The organism is Achromobacter sp. ACM01, from assembly GCF_014851745.1.
Taxonomy (GTDB): Bacteria; Pseudomonadota; Gammaproteobacteria; order Burkholderiales; family Burkholderiaceae_B; genus Achromobacter; species Achromobacter aegrifaciens.
The window spans coordinates 1,208,510-1,229,540 of record NZ_JACVAF010000003.1 but is presented as its reverse complement, the minus strand read 5'-3'; the positions used below and the strand labels follow the sequence as shown (position 1 = coordinate 1,229,540).

General features: G+C 65.5%; 16 protein-coding genes, 3 rRNA genes and 1 other RNA gene. 18 read left to right on the top strand and 2 right to left on the bottom strand.

Going from position 1 to position 21,031, the window contains the following annotated elements; genetic code table 11:
* The 4 genes from IB268_RS20425 to IB268_RS20410 all read left to right on the top strand — a co-directional run.
* Window positions 1–179: ribosomal RNA gene (locus IB268_RS20425) — 23S ribosomal RNA — on the top strand; the annotation flags it as partial.
* A gap of 198 nt (window positions 180–377) precedes the next feature.
* Window positions 378–490, top strand: a 5S ribosomal RNA gene (gene rrf / locus IB268_RS20420).
* 158 nt (window positions 491–648) lie between these two features.
* Window positions 649–761: ribosomal RNA gene (gene rrf, locus IB268_RS20415) — 5S ribosomal RNA — on the top strand.
* Window positions 762–998: 237 nt separating this feature from the next.
* Window positions 999–1,364 (top strand): membrane protein, encoded by a 366-nt coding sequence (locus IB268_RS20410; protein WP_013391517.1) that lies wholly within the window; start codon window positions 999–1,001, stop codon window positions 1,362–1,364.
* A 449-nt stretch (window positions 1,365–1,813) separates the two neighbouring features.
* Here the strand turns inward: IB268_RS20410 and IB268_RS20405 are convergent, their stop codons facing one another.
* Window positions 1,814–2,092, bottom strand: coding sequence for an SWIB/MDM2 domain-containing protein (locus tag IB268_RS20405; RefSeq protein WP_006217453.1), 279 nt, complete (start codon window positions 2,090–2,092; stop codon window positions 1,814–1,816).
* 147 nt (window positions 2,093–2,239) lie between these two features.
* Between IB268_RS20405 and IB268_RS20400 the strand changes: the two genes are divergently transcribed.
* Together IB268_RS20400 and pyrC are read left to right on the top strand one after the other, a co-directional pair.
* Window positions 2,240–3,433, top strand: coding sequence for a M20 aminoacylase family protein (locus IB268_RS20400; protein ID WP_054457611.1), 1,194 nt, complete (start codon window positions 2,240–2,242; stop codon window positions 3,431–3,433).
* 11 nt (window positions 3,434–3,444) lie between these two features.
* The gene (gene pyrC, locus IB268_RS20395) at window positions 3,445–4,509 is read left to right on the top strand and encodes a dihydroorotase (protein ID WP_054457610.1); all 1,065 of its coding nucleotides are present in this window, start codon (window positions 3,445–3,447) and stop codon (window positions 4,507–4,509) included.
* Window positions 4,510–4,606: 97 nt separating this feature from the next.
* Here the strand turns inward: pyrC and IB268_RS20390 are convergent, their stop codons facing one another.
* A complete protein-coding gene (locus tag IB268_RS20390) occupies window positions 4,607–6,433 on the bottom strand; it encodes an ATP-binding cassette domain-containing protein (RefSeq protein ID WP_054457609.1) in 1,827 nt (608 codons plus the stop codon).
* A 133-nt stretch (window positions 6,434–6,566) separates the two neighbouring features.
* Here IB268_RS20390 and rnpB point away from each other — a divergent pair.
* The 12 genes from rnpB to IB268_RS20330 all read left to right on the top strand — a co-directional run bounded on the left by rnpB (window position 6,567) and on the right by IB268_RS20330 (window position 21,026).
* Window positions 6,567–6,971: RNase P RNA component class A (rnpB, locus tag IB268_RS20385), an RNA gene on the top strand.
* Between the two features lie 354 nt (window positions 6,972–7,325).
* The gene (gene mraZ, locus IB268_RS20380; RefSeq protein WP_006226256.1) at window positions 7,326–7,754 is read left to right on the top strand and encodes a division/cell wall cluster transcriptional repressor MraZ; all 429 of its coding nucleotides are present in this window, start codon (window positions 7,326–7,328) and stop codon (window positions 7,752–7,754) included.
* Window positions 7,755–7,761: 7 nt separating this feature from the next.
* On the top strand, window positions 7,762–8,856 hold the full coding sequence (gene rsmH / locus IB268_RS20375) for a 16S rRNA (cytosine(1402)-N(4))-methyltransferase RsmH (RefSeq protein ID WP_054457608.1): 1,095 nt from the start codon (window positions 7,762–7,764) through the stop codon (window positions 8,854–8,856).
* Entirely contained in the window at window positions 8,856–9,146 is a 291-nt protein-coding gene (gene ftsL, locus IB268_RS20370) for a cell division protein FtsL (protein WP_054457607.1), read from the top strand. Before rsmH ends, ftsL begins: the two co-directional genes overlap by 1 nt.
* Window positions 9,143–10,873, top strand: a complete 1,731-nt coding sequence (locus tag IB268_RS20365; protein WP_054457606.1) for a penicillin-binding protein 2 — start codon at window positions 9,143–9,145, stop codon at window positions 10,871–10,873. The genes ftsL and IB268_RS20365 overlap by 4 nt, the downstream gene beginning before the upstream one ends.
* Window positions 10,870–13,725 carry a bifunctional UDP-N-acetylmuramoyl-L-alanyl-D-glutamate--2,6-diaminopimelate ligase MurE/UDP-N-acetylmuramoyl-tripeptide--D-alanyl-D-alanine ligase MurF gene (murF, locus tag IB268_RS20360; RefSeq protein WP_192354719.1) on the top strand — a complete coding sequence of 952 codons (2,856 nt, stop codon included), beginning with the start codon at window positions 10,870–10,872 and terminating at the stop codon, window positions 13,723–13,725. Before IB268_RS20365 ends, murF begins: the two co-directional genes overlap by 4 nt.
* Entirely contained in the window at window positions 13,715–14,884 is a 1,170-nt protein-coding gene (gene mraY, locus IB268_RS20355) for a phospho-N-acetylmuramoyl-pentapeptide-transferase (protein WP_042796413.1), read from the top strand. Before murF ends, mraY begins: the two co-directional genes overlap by 11 nt.
* Window positions 14,881–16,413, top strand: a complete 1,533-nt coding sequence (gene murD / locus IB268_RS20350; protein WP_192354718.1) for a UDP-N-acetylmuramoyl-L-alanine--D-glutamate ligase — start codon at window positions 14,881–14,883, stop codon at window positions 16,411–16,413. The genes mraY and murD overlap by 4 nt, the downstream gene beginning before the upstream one ends.
* Window positions 16,410–17,603: a putative lipid II flippase FtsW gene (gene ftsW / locus IB268_RS20345; protein WP_042796415.1), complete on the top strand. Its 1,194-nt coding sequence runs from the start codon at window positions 16,410–16,412 to the stop codon at window positions 17,601–17,603. The genes murD and ftsW overlap by 4 nt, the downstream gene beginning before the upstream one ends.
* Complete coding sequence (gene murG, locus IB268_RS20340; RefSeq protein ID WP_054457602.1) at window positions 17,600–18,676, top strand: undecaprenyldiphospho-muramoylpentapeptide beta-N-acetylglucosaminyltransferase; 1,077 nt, start codon at window positions 17,600–17,602, stop codon at window positions 18,674–18,676. Before ftsW ends, murG begins: the two co-directional genes overlap by 4 nt.
* Window positions 18,673–20,079 carry a UDP-N-acetylmuramate--L-alanine ligase gene (gene murC, locus IB268_RS20335; protein ID WP_054457601.1) on the top strand — a complete coding sequence of 469 codons (1,407 nt, stop codon included), beginning with the start codon at window positions 18,673–18,675 and terminating at the stop codon, window positions 20,077–20,079. The genes murG and murC overlap by 4 nt, the downstream gene beginning before the upstream one ends.
* Entirely contained in the window at window positions 20,076–21,026 is a 951-nt protein-coding gene (locus tag IB268_RS20330; RefSeq protein ID WP_054457600.1) for a D-alanine--D-alanine ligase, read from the top strand. The genes murC and IB268_RS20330 overlap by 4 nt, the downstream gene beginning before the upstream one ends.
* Window positions 21,027–21,031 lie beyond the last annotated feature (5 nt).

The window sequence follows — 21,031 nt, the reverse complement described above, 5'->3', positions numbered from 1 at the left end:
AAGTACGGAAGAGATAACCGCTGAAGGCATCTAAGCGGGAAACTCGTCTGAAGATAAGGTATCCCGGGGACTTGATCCCCCTGAAGGGTCGTTCGAGACCAGGACGTTGATAGGTCGGGTGTGGAAGCGCAGTAATGCGTTAAGCTAACCGATACTAATTGCCCGTGAGGCTTGATCCTATAACACTGATGGTTATGACCTGGTGATGTAGCGTTCCAAGTGTCGTTCAATACAAAATCTGGCTGCACCGTCAGCAGCCAGCCAACACCAATTACACCCCACCGTGCGTGATCATCGAGTCTGACTCTGATCGCCACACGTTGTGTTTCTTCCAAGATTGGAGCAGTTGCCTAACCGCAGCCGCTCAACCAGTTACGCTTGACGACCATAGCGAGTTGGTCCCACTCCTTCCCATCCCGAACAGGACAGTGAAACGACTTTGCGCCGATGATAGTGGACGGACGTCTGTGAAAGTAGGTCATCGTCAAGCTTTTATTCCGCAGAACCCCACAGGTAACCCCTGTGGGGTTTTGTCTTTGTGAGAGCCCCTTGCGGGCGCCTGTCGAGATCTGCTCCAGGCACGCGCATCGGTCTCGCTACAGGATTGGAGCGTTTGCCCACGATAGGGCAGGCACTCAAGCAGTTACGCCTGACAACCATAGCAAGGTGGTCCCACTCCTTCCCATCCCGAACAGGACAGTGAAACGCCTTTGCGCCGATGATAGTGGACGGACGTCCGTGAAAGTAGGTCATTGTCAGGCTTTGATTCCAGGAACCCCGCAGCTCGCGCTGCGGGGTTTTTTCTTTTGCGGTGTTGTGCGATGAGCTAGCAAGCGGTCGGCGCGGCTGCGGGCGGCTGGGGCTTTTGGGCGAGTGGTTGCGGACCGTCAATCAGGCTGCAAGCCGCGCCAGCATTGAATGTGCACAAATAACAACGGCCGTGGGCGGGGTAGCTTTGTGCGGTAAGATTGACCGAGTCAATTCGTTGGAGCGTTATCGTGAGTGATCCCCAGACCCCCGTGCCCGGAACGACGTTAGACCTGCGCACGCTGACCCACGTTGCCTATGGCTTGTACGCCCTGGGCTTCCTGACGAGCGGTTTCCTGGGCATCGCCACGCTGGCGGCCGTAGTGCTGATGTACCTGAAGCGCTCGGACGCCGCAGGTACCGTCTATGCCGCTCATTTCGACTGGCTGCTGCGTACCTTCTGGTGGGCCCTGCTGTGGCTGGCCATCAGCGGCATCGCGACGCTCATCTTCATCGGCTGGATCGGCCTGGCCGCGACCGTGATCTGGGTGCTGTATCGCCTGATCAAGGGCTGGCTGTCGTTGCTGGAAGGCTCCGCGCCGACTACCTACGCCTGAAGGCTCGCGTTCAAACAGAAGGCCGGCATATGCCGGCCTTTTGCTTTGTTGAGTCTGATCTTGCAGCCCGTACTTGGACAGCAGGTGCGGGCATCAGCGAACAAGCGCTGAGTGCGATTCAGCGTTTCGAAGGCCTCTGCTGGTGCAGGATTATTCACGCATGACATGCATGCCCGCAGCATGTGCAGCCATCGCGCATGGGCCAATCCATGTTGCTTCCGAATGCTGGCCGCGAGACCGTGAGGAAGCCATGCCAACTGCCTGAAGAGGCGCGCCAGGCTTGGCTTTCGGGGAATGCTGGTGTGGGGAATCGGGCCGTGCCGGTGAGGTTGCGGCGAGGCTGTCGCGGTGAGAGAAAGCTGCGCTGGGGAGGCGAGCTCGCCCAGGAATGAACCGGGGCGTCGCGACGATATGAAGGCAGGGACGTACGGGGTACGCCCTTTGCCTGCTTACTTCAGATGTGCGTTGACCAGCTTGGTCAGTTCGAACATCGTGACCTGATCTTTGCCGAAGATCGGGCGCAGCTTGGCATCGGCGTTGATGTTGCGCTTGTTGCTGGCATCTTGCAGGTTGTGCTTCTTGATGTATTCCCAGATCTTTTTGGTGACCTCGGTACGCGGCACGGCTTCCGAGCCGATGACGGCGGCCAGTTCGGCGCTGGGGGTCAGGGGCTTCATGAATGCAGCGTTCGGCTTGCGCGCGGTCGCGGGTTTGGAGGTTGTGGCCATAATGCGGCGCTCCTTCTCTGGCTGTTGGAAAAATTGTCCTGCGGCCGGAGCATAACGTGTCTCTCTCGTAAAGACAAAGGCATTTATCCTCTGTAGCAACTAAAATGCACAGACTGTCCCCTCTATATCGTCATTCTGTAACCTCCTATGTACGCACGATCTCCTTTGGAATCAATTCGCCTCTTTCATGACGAATTGACGGCGCTGCGGCGCGATTTGCACGCGCACCCCGAGTTGGGCTTCGAGGAAGTCCGGACCTCCGGAATCGTGGCGGGCGCGCTGGAGGCGCTGGGGATCGAGGTGCACCGCGGCATCGGCAAGACTGGCGTGGTGGGCGTCATCCGCGGCAAACGCTGCGATAGCGGGCGCATGATAGGCCTGCGTGCCGACATGGACGCCTTGCCCATGACCGAAGACAACGACTTCGGGCACAAGTCGACCAAGCCTGGCCTGATGCACGGTTGCGGCCACGACGGTCACACCGCGGTACTGATCGGCGCGGCCAAGTACCTGTCGCAGACGCGCAATTTCGATGGCACCGCGGTTCTGATCTTCCAGCCCGCGGAAGAGGGGCGCGGCGGCGCGCGCGCCATGCTGGAAGATGGCCTGTTCGATACCTTTCCGTGCGACGCGATCTACGCGCTGCATAACTGGCCGGGCCTGAAGCCGGGCACGATAGGCATCAACCCCGGGCCGATGATGGCCGCGGCCGATCGCTTCGAAATCCTGATCACAGGGCGCGGCGGCCACGGCGCGCATCCTTACCAGACCATCGATCCGGTCACCATCGCAGGGCAGATCATTACGGCGTTGCAGACCATCGTGTCGCGCAACGTCAATCCGCTGGATTCGGCGGTGGTGTCCATCGGATCGCTGCAGGCCGGGCATCCCGGCGCCATGAGCGTGATTCCGCGCGAAGCGAGAATGGTCGGCACGGTGCGCACGTTCCGCAAGTCCGTCCAGGAAATGGTGGAGACCCGCATGCGCGAGTTGGTGTCCGCGATTGCGGGCGCTTTCGGCGGCACTGCCGAGGTCACTTACGAACGGATCTACCCTGCGACCTTGAACACGCCGCAGCACGCCAATCTGGTGGCCGACATCGCCACCGAGATGATAGGCAAGGAGAACGTCGTGCGCGATCTGACGCCCTCGATGGGCTCCGAGGATTTCTCTTTCATGTTGCAGAGCAAGCCAGGCGCATACTTCCGCCTGGGCCAGGGCGGAGCCGATTCCGGCTGCGTGCTGCACAACTCGCATTTTGATTTCAACGATGCCGTCATCCCCTTGGGCAGCGCGATGTTCAGCGCGCTGGCCGAACGGGGCATGCCGCTGGCAGATTAAGAAGCCTTTCCATGTCTACTCAAAACACGACTCAGCTCACCATCACCCGGCCGGACGACTGGCACCTGCATCTGCGCGACGGCGCTGCCCTCGAGGCGGTGGTGGCGGATACCGCGCGCCAGTTCGCGCGCGCAATCATCATGCCCAACCTGAAGCCGCCGGTCACGACCACCGAACAGGCGTTGGCCTATCGTGGCCGCATTCTGGAGGCCTTGAAGAAGGCGGGCGGCAATCCCGATGCCTTCACGCCGTTGATGACGCTGTATCTGACCGACAACACCACGTCGGAAGAGATTTTCCGCGCCTACGAGTCGGGCCAGGTCTACGCCGTGAAGCTTTATCCGGCAGGCGCCACGACCAACTCCGATGCCGGCGTGACCGATCTGCTGGGCAAATGCACGAAGGCGCTGGAAGCGCTGGAAAAATGCGGCATGCCGTTGTTGGTGCACGGCGAAGTGACGGATCCGTCGATCGACCTGTTCGACCGCGAAGCAATCTTTGTCGAGCGCGTGATGAAGCCGCTGCGCCGCGCCTTCCCCGCCTTGAAGGTGGTGTTCGAACACATCACGACGAAAGAGGGCGCGGAATACGTGCGCGACGCGGAAGGTCCCATCGCAGCCACGATCACACCGCAGCACCTGCTGTACAACCGCAATGCGATTTTCCAAGGCGGCGTGCGGCCGCACTTCTACTGTCTGCCGGTGCTTAAGCGCGAAACGCACCGCCTTGCGCTGGTCGAGGCGGCGACCAGCGGCAGTCCGCGCTTTTTCCTGGGCACCGACAGCGCGCCGCACGCGCGCGGGTTGAAGGAGCATGCTTGCGGTTGCGCCGGCTGCTACACGGCATTGCACGCGATGGAGCTGTACGCCACCGCCTTCGACGCGGTCGGCAAGCTGGACAAGCTGGAAGGCTTCGCCAGTTTCCATGGCCCGGACTTCTACGGCCTGCCGCGCAACACCGGCACGCTGACGCTGGTGCGCGAGGCCTACCAGGTGCCCGAGGAAGTCGCGTTCGGCAACACGACGCTGGTTCCGCTGGCTGCGGGTGAAGCGCTGACCTGGCGCGCGCGGGGCTAGGCAATTGCGCCGTCCGGCAAGTCCGGAACAAAAGAAATGCCCCCGGATTTCGGGGGCATTTTTCATGCGCCTCTATATGTATATAGAGACAAGCTGATTACAGCGTGCCTTCGCGGCGCGCTTCCAGCAGTTCCCAGCGGGCGAAGCGCTCTTCGAGTTCGCTTTCCAGCTTGGCCAGTTCGCCGTTGATGCGTTCGACTTCGGCGGGCGCGTCGCGGTAGAGGCTGCCATCGGCGAGCTTGCCGGCAAGTTCCGCTTGTTGCGCCTCCAGGGCGGCGATGGCGTCCGGCAGGCCTTCCAGTTCGCGCAGTTCCCAGGAGTTCATCTTGGCCGACTTGGCCGGTTTGGGCTTGGCGGCCTTGGCGCGCGCGGCGGCATCGTCGACAGGCCGGGCGGCAGGGGTTGCGTCTTCGGCCGGGGCCGCGGGCGCGGGCCGCTGCGCGACCCATTCATCGTAGCCGCCCACGTAATCGCGCCAGCGGCCATTGCCTTCGTAGGCGATGGTCTGCGTAACGACGTTGTTCAGGAAGGCGCGGTCATGGCTGACCAGCAGCACCGTGCCCTGGTACTCCTGCAGCAATTCTTCCAGCAGTTCCAGCGTTTCGATGTCGAGGTCGTTGGTGGGTTCGTCCAGCACCAGCACGTTGGCAGGGCGGGCGAACAGGCGCGCCAGCAGCAGGCGGGCGCGTTCGCCGCCGGACAGGCTGCGCACGGGCGAGCCGGCGCGGGCGGGCGAGAACAGGAAGTCCCCGAGGTAGCTCATGACGTGCTTGCGGGCGCCGCCGATTTCCACCCATTCGCTGCCCGGGCTGATGATGTCGACGAGCGTGGCGTTTTCGTCCAGCTGCGCGCGCATCTGGTCGAAGTACGCGACCGCGACGTTGGTACCCAGCCGCGTCGTGCCGCTGTCGGGTTGCATCTCGCCCAGGATCAGCTTGAGCAGGGTGGTCTTGCCGGCGCCGTTGGGGCCGATGATGCCGATGCGGTCGCCGCGCAGGATGGTGGTGGAATAGTCGTCCACCACGATCTTGTCGCCGAAGGCCTTGTTCACGTGGTCGAGTTCGGCGACCAGCTTGCCGGAGCGCTGGCCCTCGGCCAGCGCGAGCGAGACGTCGCCGACGCGTTCGCGGCGTTCGGCGCGTTCGACCCGCAGCCGTTCCAGGCGGCGCACGCGGCCTTCGTTGCGGGTGCGGCGGGCCTCGACGCCCTTGCGGATCCAGACTTCTTCCTGCGCCAGCAGCTTGTCGAAGCGCGCTTGTTCCAGGCGCTCGGATTCGAGCCACTGGGCCTTGCGCTCCTGCCACTGCGAAAAGTTGCCGGGAAAACTCAGCAGGCGCCCGCGGTCGAGTTCGACGATGCGGGTAGCCACTGCGTCCAGGAAGCGGCGGTCGTGGGTGATGATGACGGCGGCGCCTTTCCAGGTGCGCAGCATGTCTTCCAGCCAGGCGATGCCTTCGAAGTCCAGGTGGTTGGTGGGTTCGTCCAGCAGCAGCAGGTCCGGCTCATCGACCAGGGCGCGCGCCAGCGCGACGCGCTTGCGCGTGCCGCCGGACAGGCCGGCGATCTGTACGTCCGCGGGCAGGCCGAGTTTTTCGAGCACCGAGCGCACGCGCGAGGGGCGCTGCCAGTCTTCATGATCGCCCTCGACATTGCAGACCACATCGAAGACGGTGGCGTTTTCGTCCAGTTCGGGTTCCTGTTCGACCGTGGCCACGCGCAGACCCGAACTGCGGGCGATGTCGCCGTCGTCGGGCTGGGTCCTGCCGTCCAGCAGTCTCAGCAGCGAGGACTTGCCGGCGCCATTGCGGCCGATGAGGCCGATGCGCTCGCCGGCCTGGATGGCGAAATCGGCGTGGTCCAGCAGCGGGTGGTGGCCATAGGCCAGCTGGATGTCGGTAAGGGTGATGAGAGTAGCAAGGGCCATGTGATGGGTATTGTCTGCGGCGTCTGAGCGAATCAAGGCGTATTGTCGCAGGAACCCCGTAACGCCGTTTGCACGGCTAGTGTCGCGGCTTCTTCGGGGACGGAGCTGGCGGGTGTAATAGAATACGCACCGCAAGGCGGGTCGGACGATCGCGGTGGATGCGAATCCATCGAGGAAGGTCCGGACTCCACAGGGCAGGGTAACGGCTAACGGCCGTCCGGCCGCGTCTTCGGGCGCGGTTGAGGAATAGGGCCACAGAGACGAGTCTGCGGGGCGGGCGTGCATCGCGCGCACAGATACGGCCACCTCCGTATCGCGCCGTCCGGCAACGGGCGGCGGCATCGCAGGGTGAAACGCGGCAACCTCTATCCGGAGCAACATCAAATAGGCATGCGTGCGGTCTTCGGACCGCGTAGGGCGGCCCGTCCAAGCATGCGGGTAGATGGCTAGAGCGGCTCAGCAATGATCCGTCCAGAGGAATGATCGTCCGCCAGGGAAACCTGGTGTACAGAATCCGGCCTATAGACCCGTCTTGCAACTCATTCGCAACGCGAGCCTGGTCCTGGCTGGAACCTGGCGTCGCGCTGGCCGGGCCGGACCATTTTTGGGGCCGCTCAAATCGGCGGGCCCGGCTGGAAGCCTTGCCAACCGGAGCAAACGACCGACCGTAAAACAATGCAAAGGCATTGTTAGCCGCCACTTCTGAAGAAGGACTTTTAGATAGTGCCGCAACCTCCTGATTTATTGGGAGGTTTTTCTTTTTGCGGATTTACATATTGATCTAAGTCCTTGTTGTGATTGAAAAAATTGCAACCACGCGCTTGACCGCCCCGATCCCATACCGTAGAGTGGGAAATAGTAGGAAATTGTGCAATTAAGTGGGGTAAAAGTGGTGTTTCAGGGAAGCAGCGCGCTCACGCTGGATGCCAAGGGACGGATCTCGATTCCGACCCGGCACCGTGACGCGCTCATGTCGCAGGCCGATGGCCGGCTGACCCTGACACGCCACCCTGACGGCTGCTTGCTGGTCTACCCGCGGCCCGAGTGGGAAAAGAAGCGCGAGCAGATTGCCGCCTTTCCCATGACGGCGCGCGCGTTGCAGCGGCTGTTGCTGGGCAACGCTCAGGACGTGGAACTGGATGGCTCCGGCCGGGTCCTGATCGCTCCTGAACTGCGCAACGCTTCCGGTATGACGCGCGATGTGATGCTGCTCGGTCTGGGCGCGCACTTCGAGCTGTGGGACGCCGCTACTCTGGCCAGCCGCGAGGCTGAGGACCTGGCCAAGGGTATGCCGGATGTGTTGAATCAGTTTTCGTTCTGAAAAAGTTATGGAATTCGAACATCGGCCCGTTCTGCTGGAGCCGACGGTGGACGCGCTATTGCTGCCTGACTTCGGCGGCAAGGGCGCGGCACGGTCGCATCAGCAGGCCGGGCCGGCTGCGGCTACGCGGGCGGAAGGCGGCGTCTTCGTCGACGGCACCTTCGGGCGTGGCGGGCACAGCCGCGAACTGCTTGGCCGCCTGGGCCCGAGCGCCAGGCTGGTGGTGTTCGACAAGGATCCGGAGGCGATCGCCGTAGCCAGGCAACTGGCGGCAGCGGACCCGAGGGTCACCGTGGTGCATGGCGGCTTTGCCACCATGGCCGAAGAATTGGAGCAGCTCGGCATCGGCAAGGTCGATGGCGTGATGCTGGATCTGGGCGTTTCCTCGCCTCAGATCGATGACGCTGAGCGTGGTTTCTCGTTCATGCGAGACGGCCCGCTCGATATGCGGATGGACACCACTCGTGGTCCCACGGTGGCGGATTGGCTGGCGCAAGCCAGTGTGGATGAGATGCGGGAGGTCATAGCGGATTATGGCGAAGAACGGTTTGCTTTTCAGGTTGCAAAGGCGATTGCTGCTCGCCGCGCAACAAGGCCGCTGCGCACCACGCTCGAGCTTGCCGAGTGCGTCGCCAGCGCCGTCCGCACGCGCGAAAAGGGGCAACATCCGGCCACACGCACCTTTCAAGCTCTACGGATTTACATCAATCGGGAACTCGAAGAGCTCGCGCGCACCCTCGCGGCAGCTCTAGACCTGCTCGCCCCGGGAGGGAGGTTGGCGGTGATCAGCTTTCATTCGCTTGAAGACCGCATGGTCAAGCAGTGCATCGCGGCGGCGGCTCGTCCGGCCGCCGCGCATGCGCGCCTGCCCCTGCGCGAAAGCGAAATGCCCCAGCCGGTCCTGCGCTCCCTGGGCCGCGTGCTGGCCGAAGACGACGAAGTCTCGGCCAACGCCCGCGCCCGTTCCGCCGTCTTGCGCGTAGCCGAACGTACCGAGACGCCGCTGCCCGCCGAGGGCGGCTTCGCGTTCGTGAAGATCGGTTCGCTGCCGGGCAGCGACCTGGCACCCCCGCCGCGTCGCGGCAAGGGAGGGCGCCGCTAATGGGTCGCGTCAACCTGATCGTTGCGGCTTTGCTGATGCTGTCGGCCATTTCCCTGGTCACCAGCCGGTATCAGTCGCGCCAGCTCTTCATCGAGCTGGGACGTGATCAGGCGCAGGCTCGCGACCTGGAAACCAACTGGCGGCGCCTGCAGCTGGACCGCGCCGAACTGGCCCGCAACGCGCGGGTCGACGCCATCGCGCGCGATGGCCTGAAGATGATCTCCATCGTTCCGGATCGCACGCTGTACTTGAACCAGCCGCCCGCTTCCGCCACCGGAGGCGCGCAATGAAACGCGTCCCCTTCTTCGATAACCCCGTGCTGCGCGGGCAATTGCCCACCTGGCGCGCGCGCCTGGTGCTGATCCTGCTGTTCGGCGGGTTCACCGTGCTGGCCGGCCGCGCCCTGTTCCTGCAGGGGCTGTCCACCGAATTCCTGCAGCAGCAGGGCGAGCGGCGCTATGAGCGCACGCTGACCCTGGCCGCGACGCGCGGCAAGATCATGGATCGCAACGGCGCGGTGCTGGCCTCCAGCGTGCCGGCGCGCGCCATCTGGGCGATTCCGGAAGACGCCAAGCAGGCTACCCCGGCGCAGATGGACACGCTGGCGAAGCTGCTGGAAACGCCGCCGGCCGACCTGCGTCACCGCCTGGTCGACGAAGACAAGAACTTCGTCTACCTGAAGCGCCAGGTCTCCATGGACGTGGCCGACAAGATCAAACAATTGGGCATGCCCGGCGTGCACCAGCAGCCCGAGACCCGCCGCTACTACCCGGACGGCGACGTGATGGCTCACGTGGTGGGTTTCAATAGCGTCGAGGATCAGGGGCAGGAGGGCGTCGAGCTGACGTTCAACCAGCAGTTGTCCGGCCGTCCCGGCAGCCGCCGCGTCATCAAGGACCGGCTCGGCCGCGTGATTGAAGATGTGCAGGCCGTGACCCTGCCGGTGGATGGCCGCGACCTGCGCCTGTCGATCGACACGCGTCTGCAGTATCTGGTGTTCAAGGCGTTGAAGGACGCCATGGACAAGCACCAGGCCAAGGGCGCGACCGCCGTGGTCGTGGACGTGCATACGGGCGAGATCCTGGCCCTGGCCAACGTGCCGACCTTCGATCCGAACAAGCGCGAGACCTTCCACGGTTCCAAGCTGCGCAACCAGGCCATCACCGACACCTTCGAGCCGGGCTCGATCATGAAGCCGTTCACCGCCGCGTTGGCGCTGGACCTGGGTCGCATCAGCACCAAGACCCTGTTCGAAACCGGCAACGGCCGATTCCAGTATCAGGGCAGCACGATCAGCGATGTGAGCCGCAACGGCACGCTGGACGTGGCCGGCGTGCTGCGCAAGTCCAGCAACATTGGTATGACGATGATCTCCGAGAAGCTGGAATCCCGCGAAATGTGGGACCGCTTTACCGAACTTGGCCTGGGCCAGGCGCCCCAGGTGGGATTTCCCGGCGCGGCGCCCGGACGCCTGCGTCCCTGGGATCGTTGGCGCCTGATCGAAAAGGCCACCATGGCCTACGGCTACGGCCTGTCGGTGTCGCTGCTGCAGGTGGCGCGCGCCTATACCGTTTTCGCCCGCAACGGCGACATGGTGTCGCTGACCCTGGTCAAGCGCGACAGCGATCCCACCAGCGTCAAGATCTACACGCCCAAGACGACTGAAATGGTGCGCGGCATGCTGGAAGCGGCCGCCGGCCCCGAAGGCACCAAGGCTGCCCAGGTGCAGGGCTACCGCGTCGCCGGCAAGAGCGGCACGGCGCGCAAGATCGTCGACGGCAAATACAGCATGCAGCGCTATCGGAGCTCCTACGTGGGCTTCGCTCCGGTGTCCGATCCGAAGATCGTCGTGGCCGTGTCCATCGACGAGCCGACGATCGGCGGCTATTACGGCGGCGCCATCGCCGCGCCCGTGTTCTCCCAGATCGTGGGGGGGAGCTTGCGGCTGATGGGGGTGCGCCCGGACGCGCCCTTCGAATCCACAATTGTTGCTGGTCTCAAGGAGCCAGGCAGATGAGCGCCAAAGGCTTCCTCTCCAACCCTGTCGCCACGGTTGCCGAAACCGTGGCGTGGTTGCATTCGCGCGTGTCGTTGACCGCGCACCTCAAACTGGACTCCCGCGATATCGAGCCGGGCGATGTGTTCGTCGCCTGCCCGGGCCTGTCCAGCGACGGACGTCTCTATATAGAGAAGGCGTTGGCGCTGGGCGCCAGCGCGGTGTTGTTCGAAGCCCCCGCCAACGATGCCGTCGCGGCCGTGGCGGACCGGGCCGCGATGCTGCCGGTGACTGGCCTGCGCGCCCTGCTGGGCGAGTTGGCCGACACCTGGTACGGCCGGCCCTCGGCCGAGCTGGCGGTGGTGGCGGTAACTGGCACCAACGGCAAGACGTCGTCGGTGCAATGGATTGCGCACGCGCTGAGCCGCAATGACAAGCCCTGCGGCACCATCGGCACCCTGGGCGCCGTGCTGCCCGACGGGCAGACGCTGGGCGGCGACCTGACGACGCCGGACGTCTTGACCGTGCACCGTACGCTGGCCGCCATGCGCGACGCCGGCGCCAAGGCCGTGGCCATGGAAGCGTCTTCCATCGGCATCGAGCAGGGCCGGATGGATGGCGTGCGCGTTGCGCTGGCCGCCTTCACCAACCTGACGCGCGATCACCTCGATTACCACGGCACGATGGAACGGTACGAAGCCGCCAAGGCGCGCCTGTTCCGCTGGCCGGGCCTGACCGCCGCCGTGATCAATGCCGACGACGAAGCCGGCCGCCGCCTGATTGCCGATCTGCCGGCAGGCATGGCAATGGGCTACAGCCTGAGCGAAGCGCAGGACATTCCCGCCGCCATGCGCGCGCGCGATCTCCAGGCCACCGCGCAGGGTCAGATCTTCACGCTGGTGTCGCCGCATGGCGAAGCCCAGATCGTGACGCGCCTGCTGGGCGCGCACAATGTATCGAACCTGCTGCTGGTAGCGGGCGTGCTGTATCAGTTGGGCCTGCCGTTTGCGCAGATCGCGCGCGAACTGGCCGCGACGGACCCCGTCGACGGCCGTCTGCAAACCGTCGAGCCGGTGGCGCACAGCACCCAGGCCAGCACGGGCCGCGGCCCGCTGGTGGTGGTGGACTATGCCCATACCCCGGATGCGTTGTCGCGGGCGCTGACCGCCTTGCGCGCCGTTGCGACCGCGCGATCGGGCCGCTTGATCTGCGTGTTCGGCTGCGGCGGCGAGCGGGATCCGGGCAAGCGTCCCGTGATGGGCCGCATCGCGGCGGACCTGGCCGACCATGTGGTCGTGTCCAGCGACAACCCGCGCACCGAGTCGCCTGAAGCCATCGTCGAACAGATCCTGACGGGCATCCCGGACAGCGTGAAGCCCGACGTGCAAGTGGACCGCGCGCGCGCCATCATGCAGACCATCTGGGCCGCGACGCCCGACGATGTGGTGCTGCTGGCCGGCAAGGGTCATGAAACCTACCAGGACATCGGGGGCGAGAAGCTGCCTTTCGATGACCGGGAATGGGCGCGGCTGGCGCTGCTGCTGCCGCAGGTCAAGGGCGTGTCGACCGACACCCGCCGTATCGGCGAAGGCGAATTGTTCGTGGCGCTGGTGGGCGAGAACTTTGACGCCCATAACTATCTGGATCAAGCCGAAGCGCGCGGTGCGTGCGCGGCCGTGGTGGCGCACGCCGTGCCCGACGCCAGGCTGCCGCAGCTGGTGCTGGGCGACACCCGCGTCGCGTTGATGCGCATCGGCGCTGCGTGGCGCGCGCGGTTCACGCTGCCCGTGGTGGCGGTGACCGGCAGCAACGGCAAGACCACGACCAAGGAAATGATCTCGGCGATGCTGGCCGAGTGGCAGGGTGAAGCGGGCCGCCTGGCGACCGCGGGCAACCTGAACAACGACATCGGCGTGCCGCTGACTCTGCTGCGCCTGCGGCCGGAGCACCGCGCGGCCGTATTCGAACTGGGCATGAACCACCCCGGCGAGATCGCGCAACTGGCCGCGATCGCGGCGCCCTCGGTGGCGCTGGTCACCAACGCTCAGCGCGAACACCAGGAATTCATGCATAGCGTGGAAGCGGTGGCGCACGAGAACGGCGCCGCCATCGCGGCGCTGCCCGAGGATGGCGTTGCCGTATATCCCGGCGACGAACCGTATTCGGCGATCTGGGATGCCCTGGCCGAGCCGCGCCGCGTGTTGCGTTTCGGCCTGCAGCCCGGCCTGGACGTGTACGCCGAGCAGATCCTGGCTGACGTGAACGCCACCCGCTGCCGTGTGGTGACGCCGGTGGGCGTCGCCGACCTGGCGCTGCCGGTGCCGGGCCTGCACAACCTGCGCAATGCGCTGGCCGCCATTGCCAGCGCGATCGCGGCGGGGGCGCCGCTGGACGGCGCGGTGCGCGCCCTGGCAGGTTTCAGCCCGGTCGCGGGTCGCATGCAGCACAAGAGTATGAGTGACGGAACGTTGCTCATTGATGACACTTACAATGCCAACCCCGACTCGGTTCGCGTAGCCGTGGACGTGCTGGCCCGCATGGCCGGCAAGCGCGTCCTGGTGCTGGGCGACATGGGCGAGGTCGGGGACAACGGCCCCGCCATGCATGTCGAGGTGGGCAATTACGCGCGTGAGCAAGGGCTCGACGCGCTCATCACGCTAGGCGAAGCCAGCCGGGCGGCCGCGGCCGCATTCGGAGTGGGCGCACACGCCTGCGCATCGGTAGACGAAGTGGTTGCCGCAATGCGCGGCTTGCGCGCGTCCTGCGTATTGGTAAAGGGATCGCGCTTTATGCGCATGGAGCGGGTAGTGACGGCTTTTTCTACGAATGAAGGTGTGACGGCCAAGGGGCAGGGAGAGCAGAATGCTGCTTGAAATCGCCCGCATGCTGTCTGACGATGTGCGCGCACTGGGGGTGTTCGAATACATCACCCTGCGCGCTGTTCTGGCATGCGCGACCGCGCTGTTGATTGGCCTGGTGGCGGGTCCGCGCGTGATTCGCAAACTGACCGAGATGAAGATCGGCCAGGCCGTGCGCTCCTACGGTCCGGAAACCCATCTGGTCAAGACCGGTACCCCCACCATGGGCGGTGTGCTCATCCTCATTTCCATCGCCATCAGCACGCTGCTGTGGGCGGACTGGACCAACCGCTTCGTGTGGGTGGTGTTGCTGGTGACCTTCGGCTTCGGCTGGATCGGCTGGATGGACGACTACCGCAAGGTGGTCTATCGCGATCCGGAAGGCATGCCCGCGCGGCAGAAGTTCTTCTGGCAGGCCACCATCGGGATGGTGGCCGCGGTGTATCTGGCGTTTGCCGTGTCGGCGCCGGCCAATACCGAACTGTGGCCCTTGTTCAAGGCCTGGGTGGGCAGCGGTTTCACGATGTCTTTGCCGACGCGCGCCGACTTGATCGTGCCTTTCTTCAAGAGCGTGAGCTATCCGCTGGGCGTGCTCGGTTTCGTGGCGCTGACCTGGGCGGTCATCGTCGGCACCAGCAATGCCGTGAACCTGACCGACGGCCTGGACGGCCTGGCCATCATGCCTACCGTCATGGTGGGCAGCGCACTGGGTATCTTCGCCTACGTGGTCGGCCGCGTGGACTATTCCAAGTACCTGCTGTTCCCCTACATCCCGGGAGCGGCGGAATTGATGGTGCTGTGCGCCGCGATTGGCGGCGCCGGGCTGGCATTTTTATGGTTCAACGCGTATCCGGCCCAGGTCTTCATGGGCGACGTCGGCGCGCTTGCCTTGGGAGGCGCGCTGGGCACCATCGCGGTCATCGTGCGCCAGGAAATCGTGCTCTTCATCATGGGCGGCGTGTTCGTGGTCGAGACCCTTTCCGTGATGATGCAAGTGACATGGTTCAAGTACACGAAGCGACGTTATGGAACAGGTAGACGCATTTTCCGCATGGCCCCGTTGCATCATCACTTTGAAGTGGGCGGCTGGAAAGAAACCCAGGTGGTCGTGCGTTTCTGGATCATCAGCATGATGCTGGTGCTGATTGGCCTCTCTACCCTGAAGTTGCGATGAATACGATGGAAACCTCCCGCGCAGACGCGCCGCTCGTCCTGATCCTCGGATTGGGCGAGACGGGTGTCGCCGCCGCTCGCTGGTGCGCCCGCCTGGGTGCCCGCCTGCGCGTGGCCGACACGCGCGCCGAACCGGGCGGGCTGGCCGCGCTGCGCGAATCACTGGCGCAAAGCGAAGTGGAGTACCGCCTGGGCTGCGACGAGTCCTTCGACACGGCGCTGCTGGACGGCGTGAATCAGGTCGTGCTGAGCCCCGGCTTGGCGCCCTCCCAGGCACCCGCGGCCGAGCTGCTGCGCGAGGCCGAGGCCCGCGGCATCGAGGTCGTCGGCGAGATCGAATTGTTTGCGCGCGCTTTGGCCGATCTGGCCGAGACGCGCGAGTACCGGCCGCGCCTGTTGACCGTGACCGGCACCAACGGCAAGACCACAGTCACCGCGCTGACGCGCCAGCTGGTCGAGGCCAGCGGCCTGTCGGCGGTGGCTGCGGGCAATATCAGCCCCGCGGCGCTGGCCGCGCTGATGGAAGCGCTGGACGCCGAATCGCTGCCGCAGGTCTGGGTGCTGGAGCTGTCCAGCTTCCAGCTGGAAACCACGCGCTCGCTGATGGCCGACGCGGCCGTGGTGCTGAACGTCACCCAGGATCACCTGGACTGGCACGGCGGCATGGAAGCCTACGCGCAGGCCAAGGCCCGCCTGCTGAAGATGGCCCGCGTGGCCATCGTCAACCGCGACGATCCGTACACCGTGGACATGGTCGCCACGCTGAACGCGCTGAACGTGCGCAGCTTCGGCCGTGACGTGCCGGAGCTGGTCGGCGACATGGGCCTGGAGCTGGGCCAGGGCGTGGCCTGGCTGGTGGCCTGCGAACCCAACGATTTCGATGAACCCGCGCCGCCGGTGCGCCGCAAGAAGGACGCGCCCGAACCGACGCGCGCCAAGGGCCGTATGAGCCGCCTGATGCCGGTGGACGCCTTGCGTATCCGCGGCATCCACAATGCCTTGAACGCGCTGGCCGCGTTGCAGTTGGCGCGCTGCCTGGACCTGGGCTGGGGGCCGATGCTGCGCGCCTTGCGCGAGTACACGGGCGAACAGCATCGCGCGGCCTTCGTGCGCACGATCGGCGGCGTCGACTACATCAATGACAGCAAGGGCACCAACGTGGGCGCCACTGTGGCCGCGCTGGAAGGCCTGGGCCAGCAAGTCGTGCTGATCGCCGGCGGCCAGGGCAAGGGCCAGGATTTCTCGCCGCTGATTCCCGTGGTGGCGCAGCATGCGCGTGCCGTGATGCTGATCGGCCAGGACGGCCCCGAGATCGGCCGCGTGCTGGCGTCGACCGGCGTGCAGTGCGTGACGGTTGAAACCCTGCGCGACGCCGTGCGCGGCGCCGCTGAATTGGCCCAGCCGGGCGATGCCGTGCTGCTGTCGCCCGCTTGCGCCAGCCTGGACATGTTCCGCAACTATCCGCACCGCGGACAGGTGTTCGTGGAAGAGGTCGAAGACCTGGCCCGCGACCGTGGAGAGATCGCATGAGCCTGATCGCCGATCTCACCGCCAGCGTCAACGCCGTACGGCCCGGCCGTACCCGCATGCGCAATTTCGATCTGCCGCTGGTCATCGCGGCGTCGACCTTGCTGCTGCTCGGCCTGCTGATGGTGTATTCGGCGTCGATCGCGCTGGCCGACGGCCCGCGCTATGCCTCATATGGCCGCTACTACTTCGTGATCCGCCACGGCCTGTTCATCAGCGCCGGCCTGGTGGGCGCGGCGGTGGTGCTGGCGGTGCCGATCCGCGTGTGGCAACGCCTGGCGGTGCCGCTGTTCGTGGTGGCGATGGTGCTGCTGGTGGCGGTGCTGATCCCCGGCATCGGCCGCGAGGTCAACGGCGCGCACCGCTGGATCCCGCTGGGTCCGCTGAACTTCCAGCCCTCCGAACTGATGAAGCTGGCTGCGCTGCTCTACGCTGCCGATTACACCGTGCGCAAGCAAGAGCACATGCAGGCCTTTGCCCGCGGCTTCCTGCCGATGGCGTTTGCGCTGGCCGGCGTCGGCATGCTGCTGCTGCTGGAGCCTGACCTGGGCGCTTTCATGGTGATCGTGGCGATCGCGATCGGCATCCTGTTCCTGGGCGGGATCAACGGCAAGTACTTCAGCAGCCTGCTGGCCGTGCTGGTCGGCACTTTCCTGATGTTGATCTGGCTGTCGCCGTGGCGTCGGGCGCGCCTGTTCGCGTATCTGGATCCCTGGAACGAAGACAATGCCTACGGTAGCGCCTACCAGTTGTCGCATTCGCTGATCGCTCTGGGTCGTGGCGAATGGCTGGGCGTGGGCCTGGGCGCCAGCGTCGAGAAGCTCCATTACCTGCCGGAAGCGCACACAGACTTCCTGATGGCGGTGGTGGGCGAGGAATTGGGCTTTGCGGGCGTGATGCTGGTCATCACCCTGTTCGCCATCATCGTCTATCGCGGTTTCGACATAGGCCGCCAGGCCATCGCCATGGAACGCACCTTCGCGGGCCTGGTTGCGCATGGCGTGGCGATGTGGTTTGGCGTGCAGGCCTTCATCAACATGGGCGTCTGCCTGGGCCTGCTGCCCACCAAGGGCCTGACCCTGCCCCTGATGAGCTATGGCGGTTCGGGCATCGTGATGAACCTGTGCGCGCTGGCCATGCTGATCCGGGTCGACGTGGAAAACCGCGTCATGATGCGTGGAGGGCGGGTATGACGGCCTCTCGCACCATTCTGATCATGGCTGGCGGTACCGGCGGACACATCATGCCGGGCCTGGCCGTGGCTGATGTGCTGCGCGAGCGCGGCTGGCGCGTGCTGTGGCTGGGCAATCCTGAAAAGATGGAAGGCCGGCTGGTGCCGCCGCGCGGCATCGAGCTGGTTCCGCTGCGTTTCCAGGGCGTGCGCGGCAAGGGTGCTTCGGCGCTGCTGAAGCTGCCGTTTCTGTTGCTGCGCGCATTCGGGCAAGCGTGGTCGCGCCTGTCCGACGTGCGGCCCGACGTGGTGCTGGGCATGGGCGGCTACGTCGCTTTCCCGGGCGGCGTCATTGCGGCGCTGCGCGGCACGCCGCTGGTGGTGCATGAACAGAATGCCGTGGCCGGCACCGCCAACAAGTGGCTGGCCAGGATGGCCCGCCGCGTGCTGAGCGGCTTTCCCGGCGTGCTGCCCAAGGGCGAGGCCATGGGCAATCCGGTGCGCGCGGACCTGTGCGCGTTGCCGGACCCGGCCGCGCGCTACGCCGGCCGCAGCGGCCCGCTGCGCGTGCTGGTCGTGGGCGGCAGCCTGGGCGCCCAGGCGCTGAACACGACTTTGCCGCAGGCGCTGGCGCGCCTGCCGCAGGAAAACCGGCCGGTGGTGGTGCACCAGGCCGGCGAGCAACATTTGCCCGCGCTGCAGCAGGCCTACGCCCAGGCGGGCGTGGAAGCCGACTGCCGCGCATTTATCGATGACATGGCGGGCGCCATGGGCGAAGCCGATCTGCTGATCTGCCGCGCGGGCGCCATGACGGTGTCCGAAGTGGCCGCGGCGGGCGTCGCAGCCCTGTTCGTGCCGTTCCCGCATGCCATCGACGACCACCAGACCGCCAACGCGCGCTTTCTGAGCGACGCGCAGGCTGCCTGGCTGCAGCCGCAGACCGGCCTGACGCCCGAATGGCTGGCGCAGTGGCTGGGCCAACGCTCTCGACAAGAACTCCAAGCCGTGGCCGAACGGGCCCGCGCGCATGCGCGCCCCGAAGCCGCGGCCCATATCGCCGACGTCTGTGAACAAGCAGCGGGGCGCGCATCATGAAACACAGAATTCAACACATCCATTTCGTAGGCATCGGCGGCTCGGGCATGAGCGGCATTGCCGAGGTGCTGCTCAACCTGGGCTACACCATCAGCGGTTCCGACCTGAACGAGTCGGCGGTGACGCGCCGCCTGGCCGGCCTGGGCATGAAGATCGCAATCGGCCACGTGGCCAGCAACGTCACGGGCGCCGCCGCCATCGTCACGTCCACCGCGGTGGCGGGCGACAATCCCGAGGTGATCGCCGCCCGCGCCGCCCGCATCCCGGTGGTGCCGCGCGCCATCATGCTGGCCGAGCTGATGCGCCTGAAGCGCGGCATTGCCGTCGCCGGCACGCACGGCAAGACGACCACGACCAGCCTGGTGGCCAGCGTGCTCGCCGCTGGCGACCTGGATCCGACCTTCGTGATCGGCGGCCGCCTGAATTCGGCCGGCGCCAATGCGCGGCTGGGGCAGGGCGACTACATCGTGGTCGAAGCCGACGAATCGGATGCCTCGTTCCTGAACCTGCTGCCGGTGATGGCCATCGTGACCAACATCGATGCCGATCACATGGACACCTACGGGCACGACGTGGCGCGCCTGAAGAGCGCTTTCATCGAGTTCACGCAGCGCCTGCCGTTCTACGGCAGCGCGGTGCTGTGCTCGGACGACGCCAATGTGCGCGAGATCATGCCTTTTGTCTCGCGGCCCATCACGACCTACGGCCTGAACGAAGAGGCGCAGGTGCGCGCCTACGAAGTGCAGCCGGAAGGCACGCGCATGCGCTTCAACGTGCAGCGCACGCATCGCGACACCCTGCTGCCGCCGCTGCAGGTCGAACTGAATCTGCCGGGCCTGCACAACGTGCGCAACGCGCTGGCCGCGATCGCCGTGGCGACCGAGCTGGGCGTGGCCGATGCAGCCATCTGCGAGGCGCTGTCGTCCTTCCATGGCGTGGGCCGCCGCTTCACGCAGACGGGCGAATTCCCTGTGCCGGCCAGTCATGGCGGCGGCACTTTCACGGTGATCGACGATTACGGCCATCACCCGGTGGAAATGGCCGCGACGCTGGCCGCCGCGCGCGGCGCCTGGCCCGACCGCCGCATCGTGCTGGCCTTCCAGCCGCACCGCTACACGCGTACCCGCGACTGCTTCGAGGATTTCGTGCGCGTGCTGGGCACGGCCGACGCGGTGTTGCTGACCGAGGTCTACGCCGCGGGCGAACCGCCACTGGTGGCGGCGGACGGCCGAGCCTTGTCGCGCGCCCTGCGTGTGGCCGGCAAGGTCGAGCCGGTGTTCGTCGAGGACGTGACGGAACTGCCGCAGGCCATCGTGGATTTCGTGCGCGATGGCGACGTGGTGATAGTGATGGGAGCGGGTTCGATCAGCAAGGTCCCCGCTCAAGTTGGAGAACTGGCATGAACACGCAATTCGGCAAGGTCGGTGTGTTGTACGGCGGACGATCCGCCGAGCGCGAAGTGTCCTTGATGTCGGGCACGGGCGTGCACCAGGCGCTGCTCAGCGCCGGCGTCGACGCGCACCTGTTCGACACGGGCGAGCGCAGCCTCTCCGAGCTGGCCGCCCAGGGTTTTGACCGCGTGTTCATTGCCTTGCACGGCCGCTACGGCGAAGACGGCACCATCCAGGGCGCCCTGGAACTGCTGGGCATCCCCTATACCGGCAGCGGTCCGCTGGCCTCCGCGCTTGCCATGGACAAGACCATGACCAAGCGCGTGTGGCTGCAGCACGGCCTGCCCACGCCCGACTTCGAATTGCTGGACGCCGACACCGAGCTGCGCTTGGTACCGGACCGCCTGAGCCTGCCGCTGATCATCAAACCGCCGCATGAAGGCTCGACGGTCGGCATTACCAAGGTGGTGGGCTATTCCGACATGAAGGAAGCCTATGCCGCGGCCGCGCGTTTCGACGCCGAAGTGCTGGCCGAGCAGTTCATCACCGGTCGCGAGCTGACCGTGGCGGTGCTGGGCGGCGGCAAGACCGCGCGCGCGCTGCCCGTCATCGAGATCGCCGCGCCCGGCGGCAACTACGACTACGAGCACAAGTACTTCTCCGACGACACGCAGTATTTCTGCCCGGCCACGCTGCCGCCCGAAGTGGCCGCGGAAGTCGCCGAGATCGCGGTCAAGGCTTATCAGGCGCTGGGCTGCGAAGGCTGGGGCCGCGCCGATTTCATCCTCGACCGCGACAACCGGCCGTGGCTGCTTGAAATGAATACCTCGCCTGGCATGACCAGCCATTCACTCGTTCCCATGGCCGCCAAGGCGGTGGGAATCAGCTACGCCGATCTGTGCGTGGCGATCTTGTCCGAGGCTGCGTGCAAAGTGCGCAGTCCGGCCCGCAACGCTTGACCCGG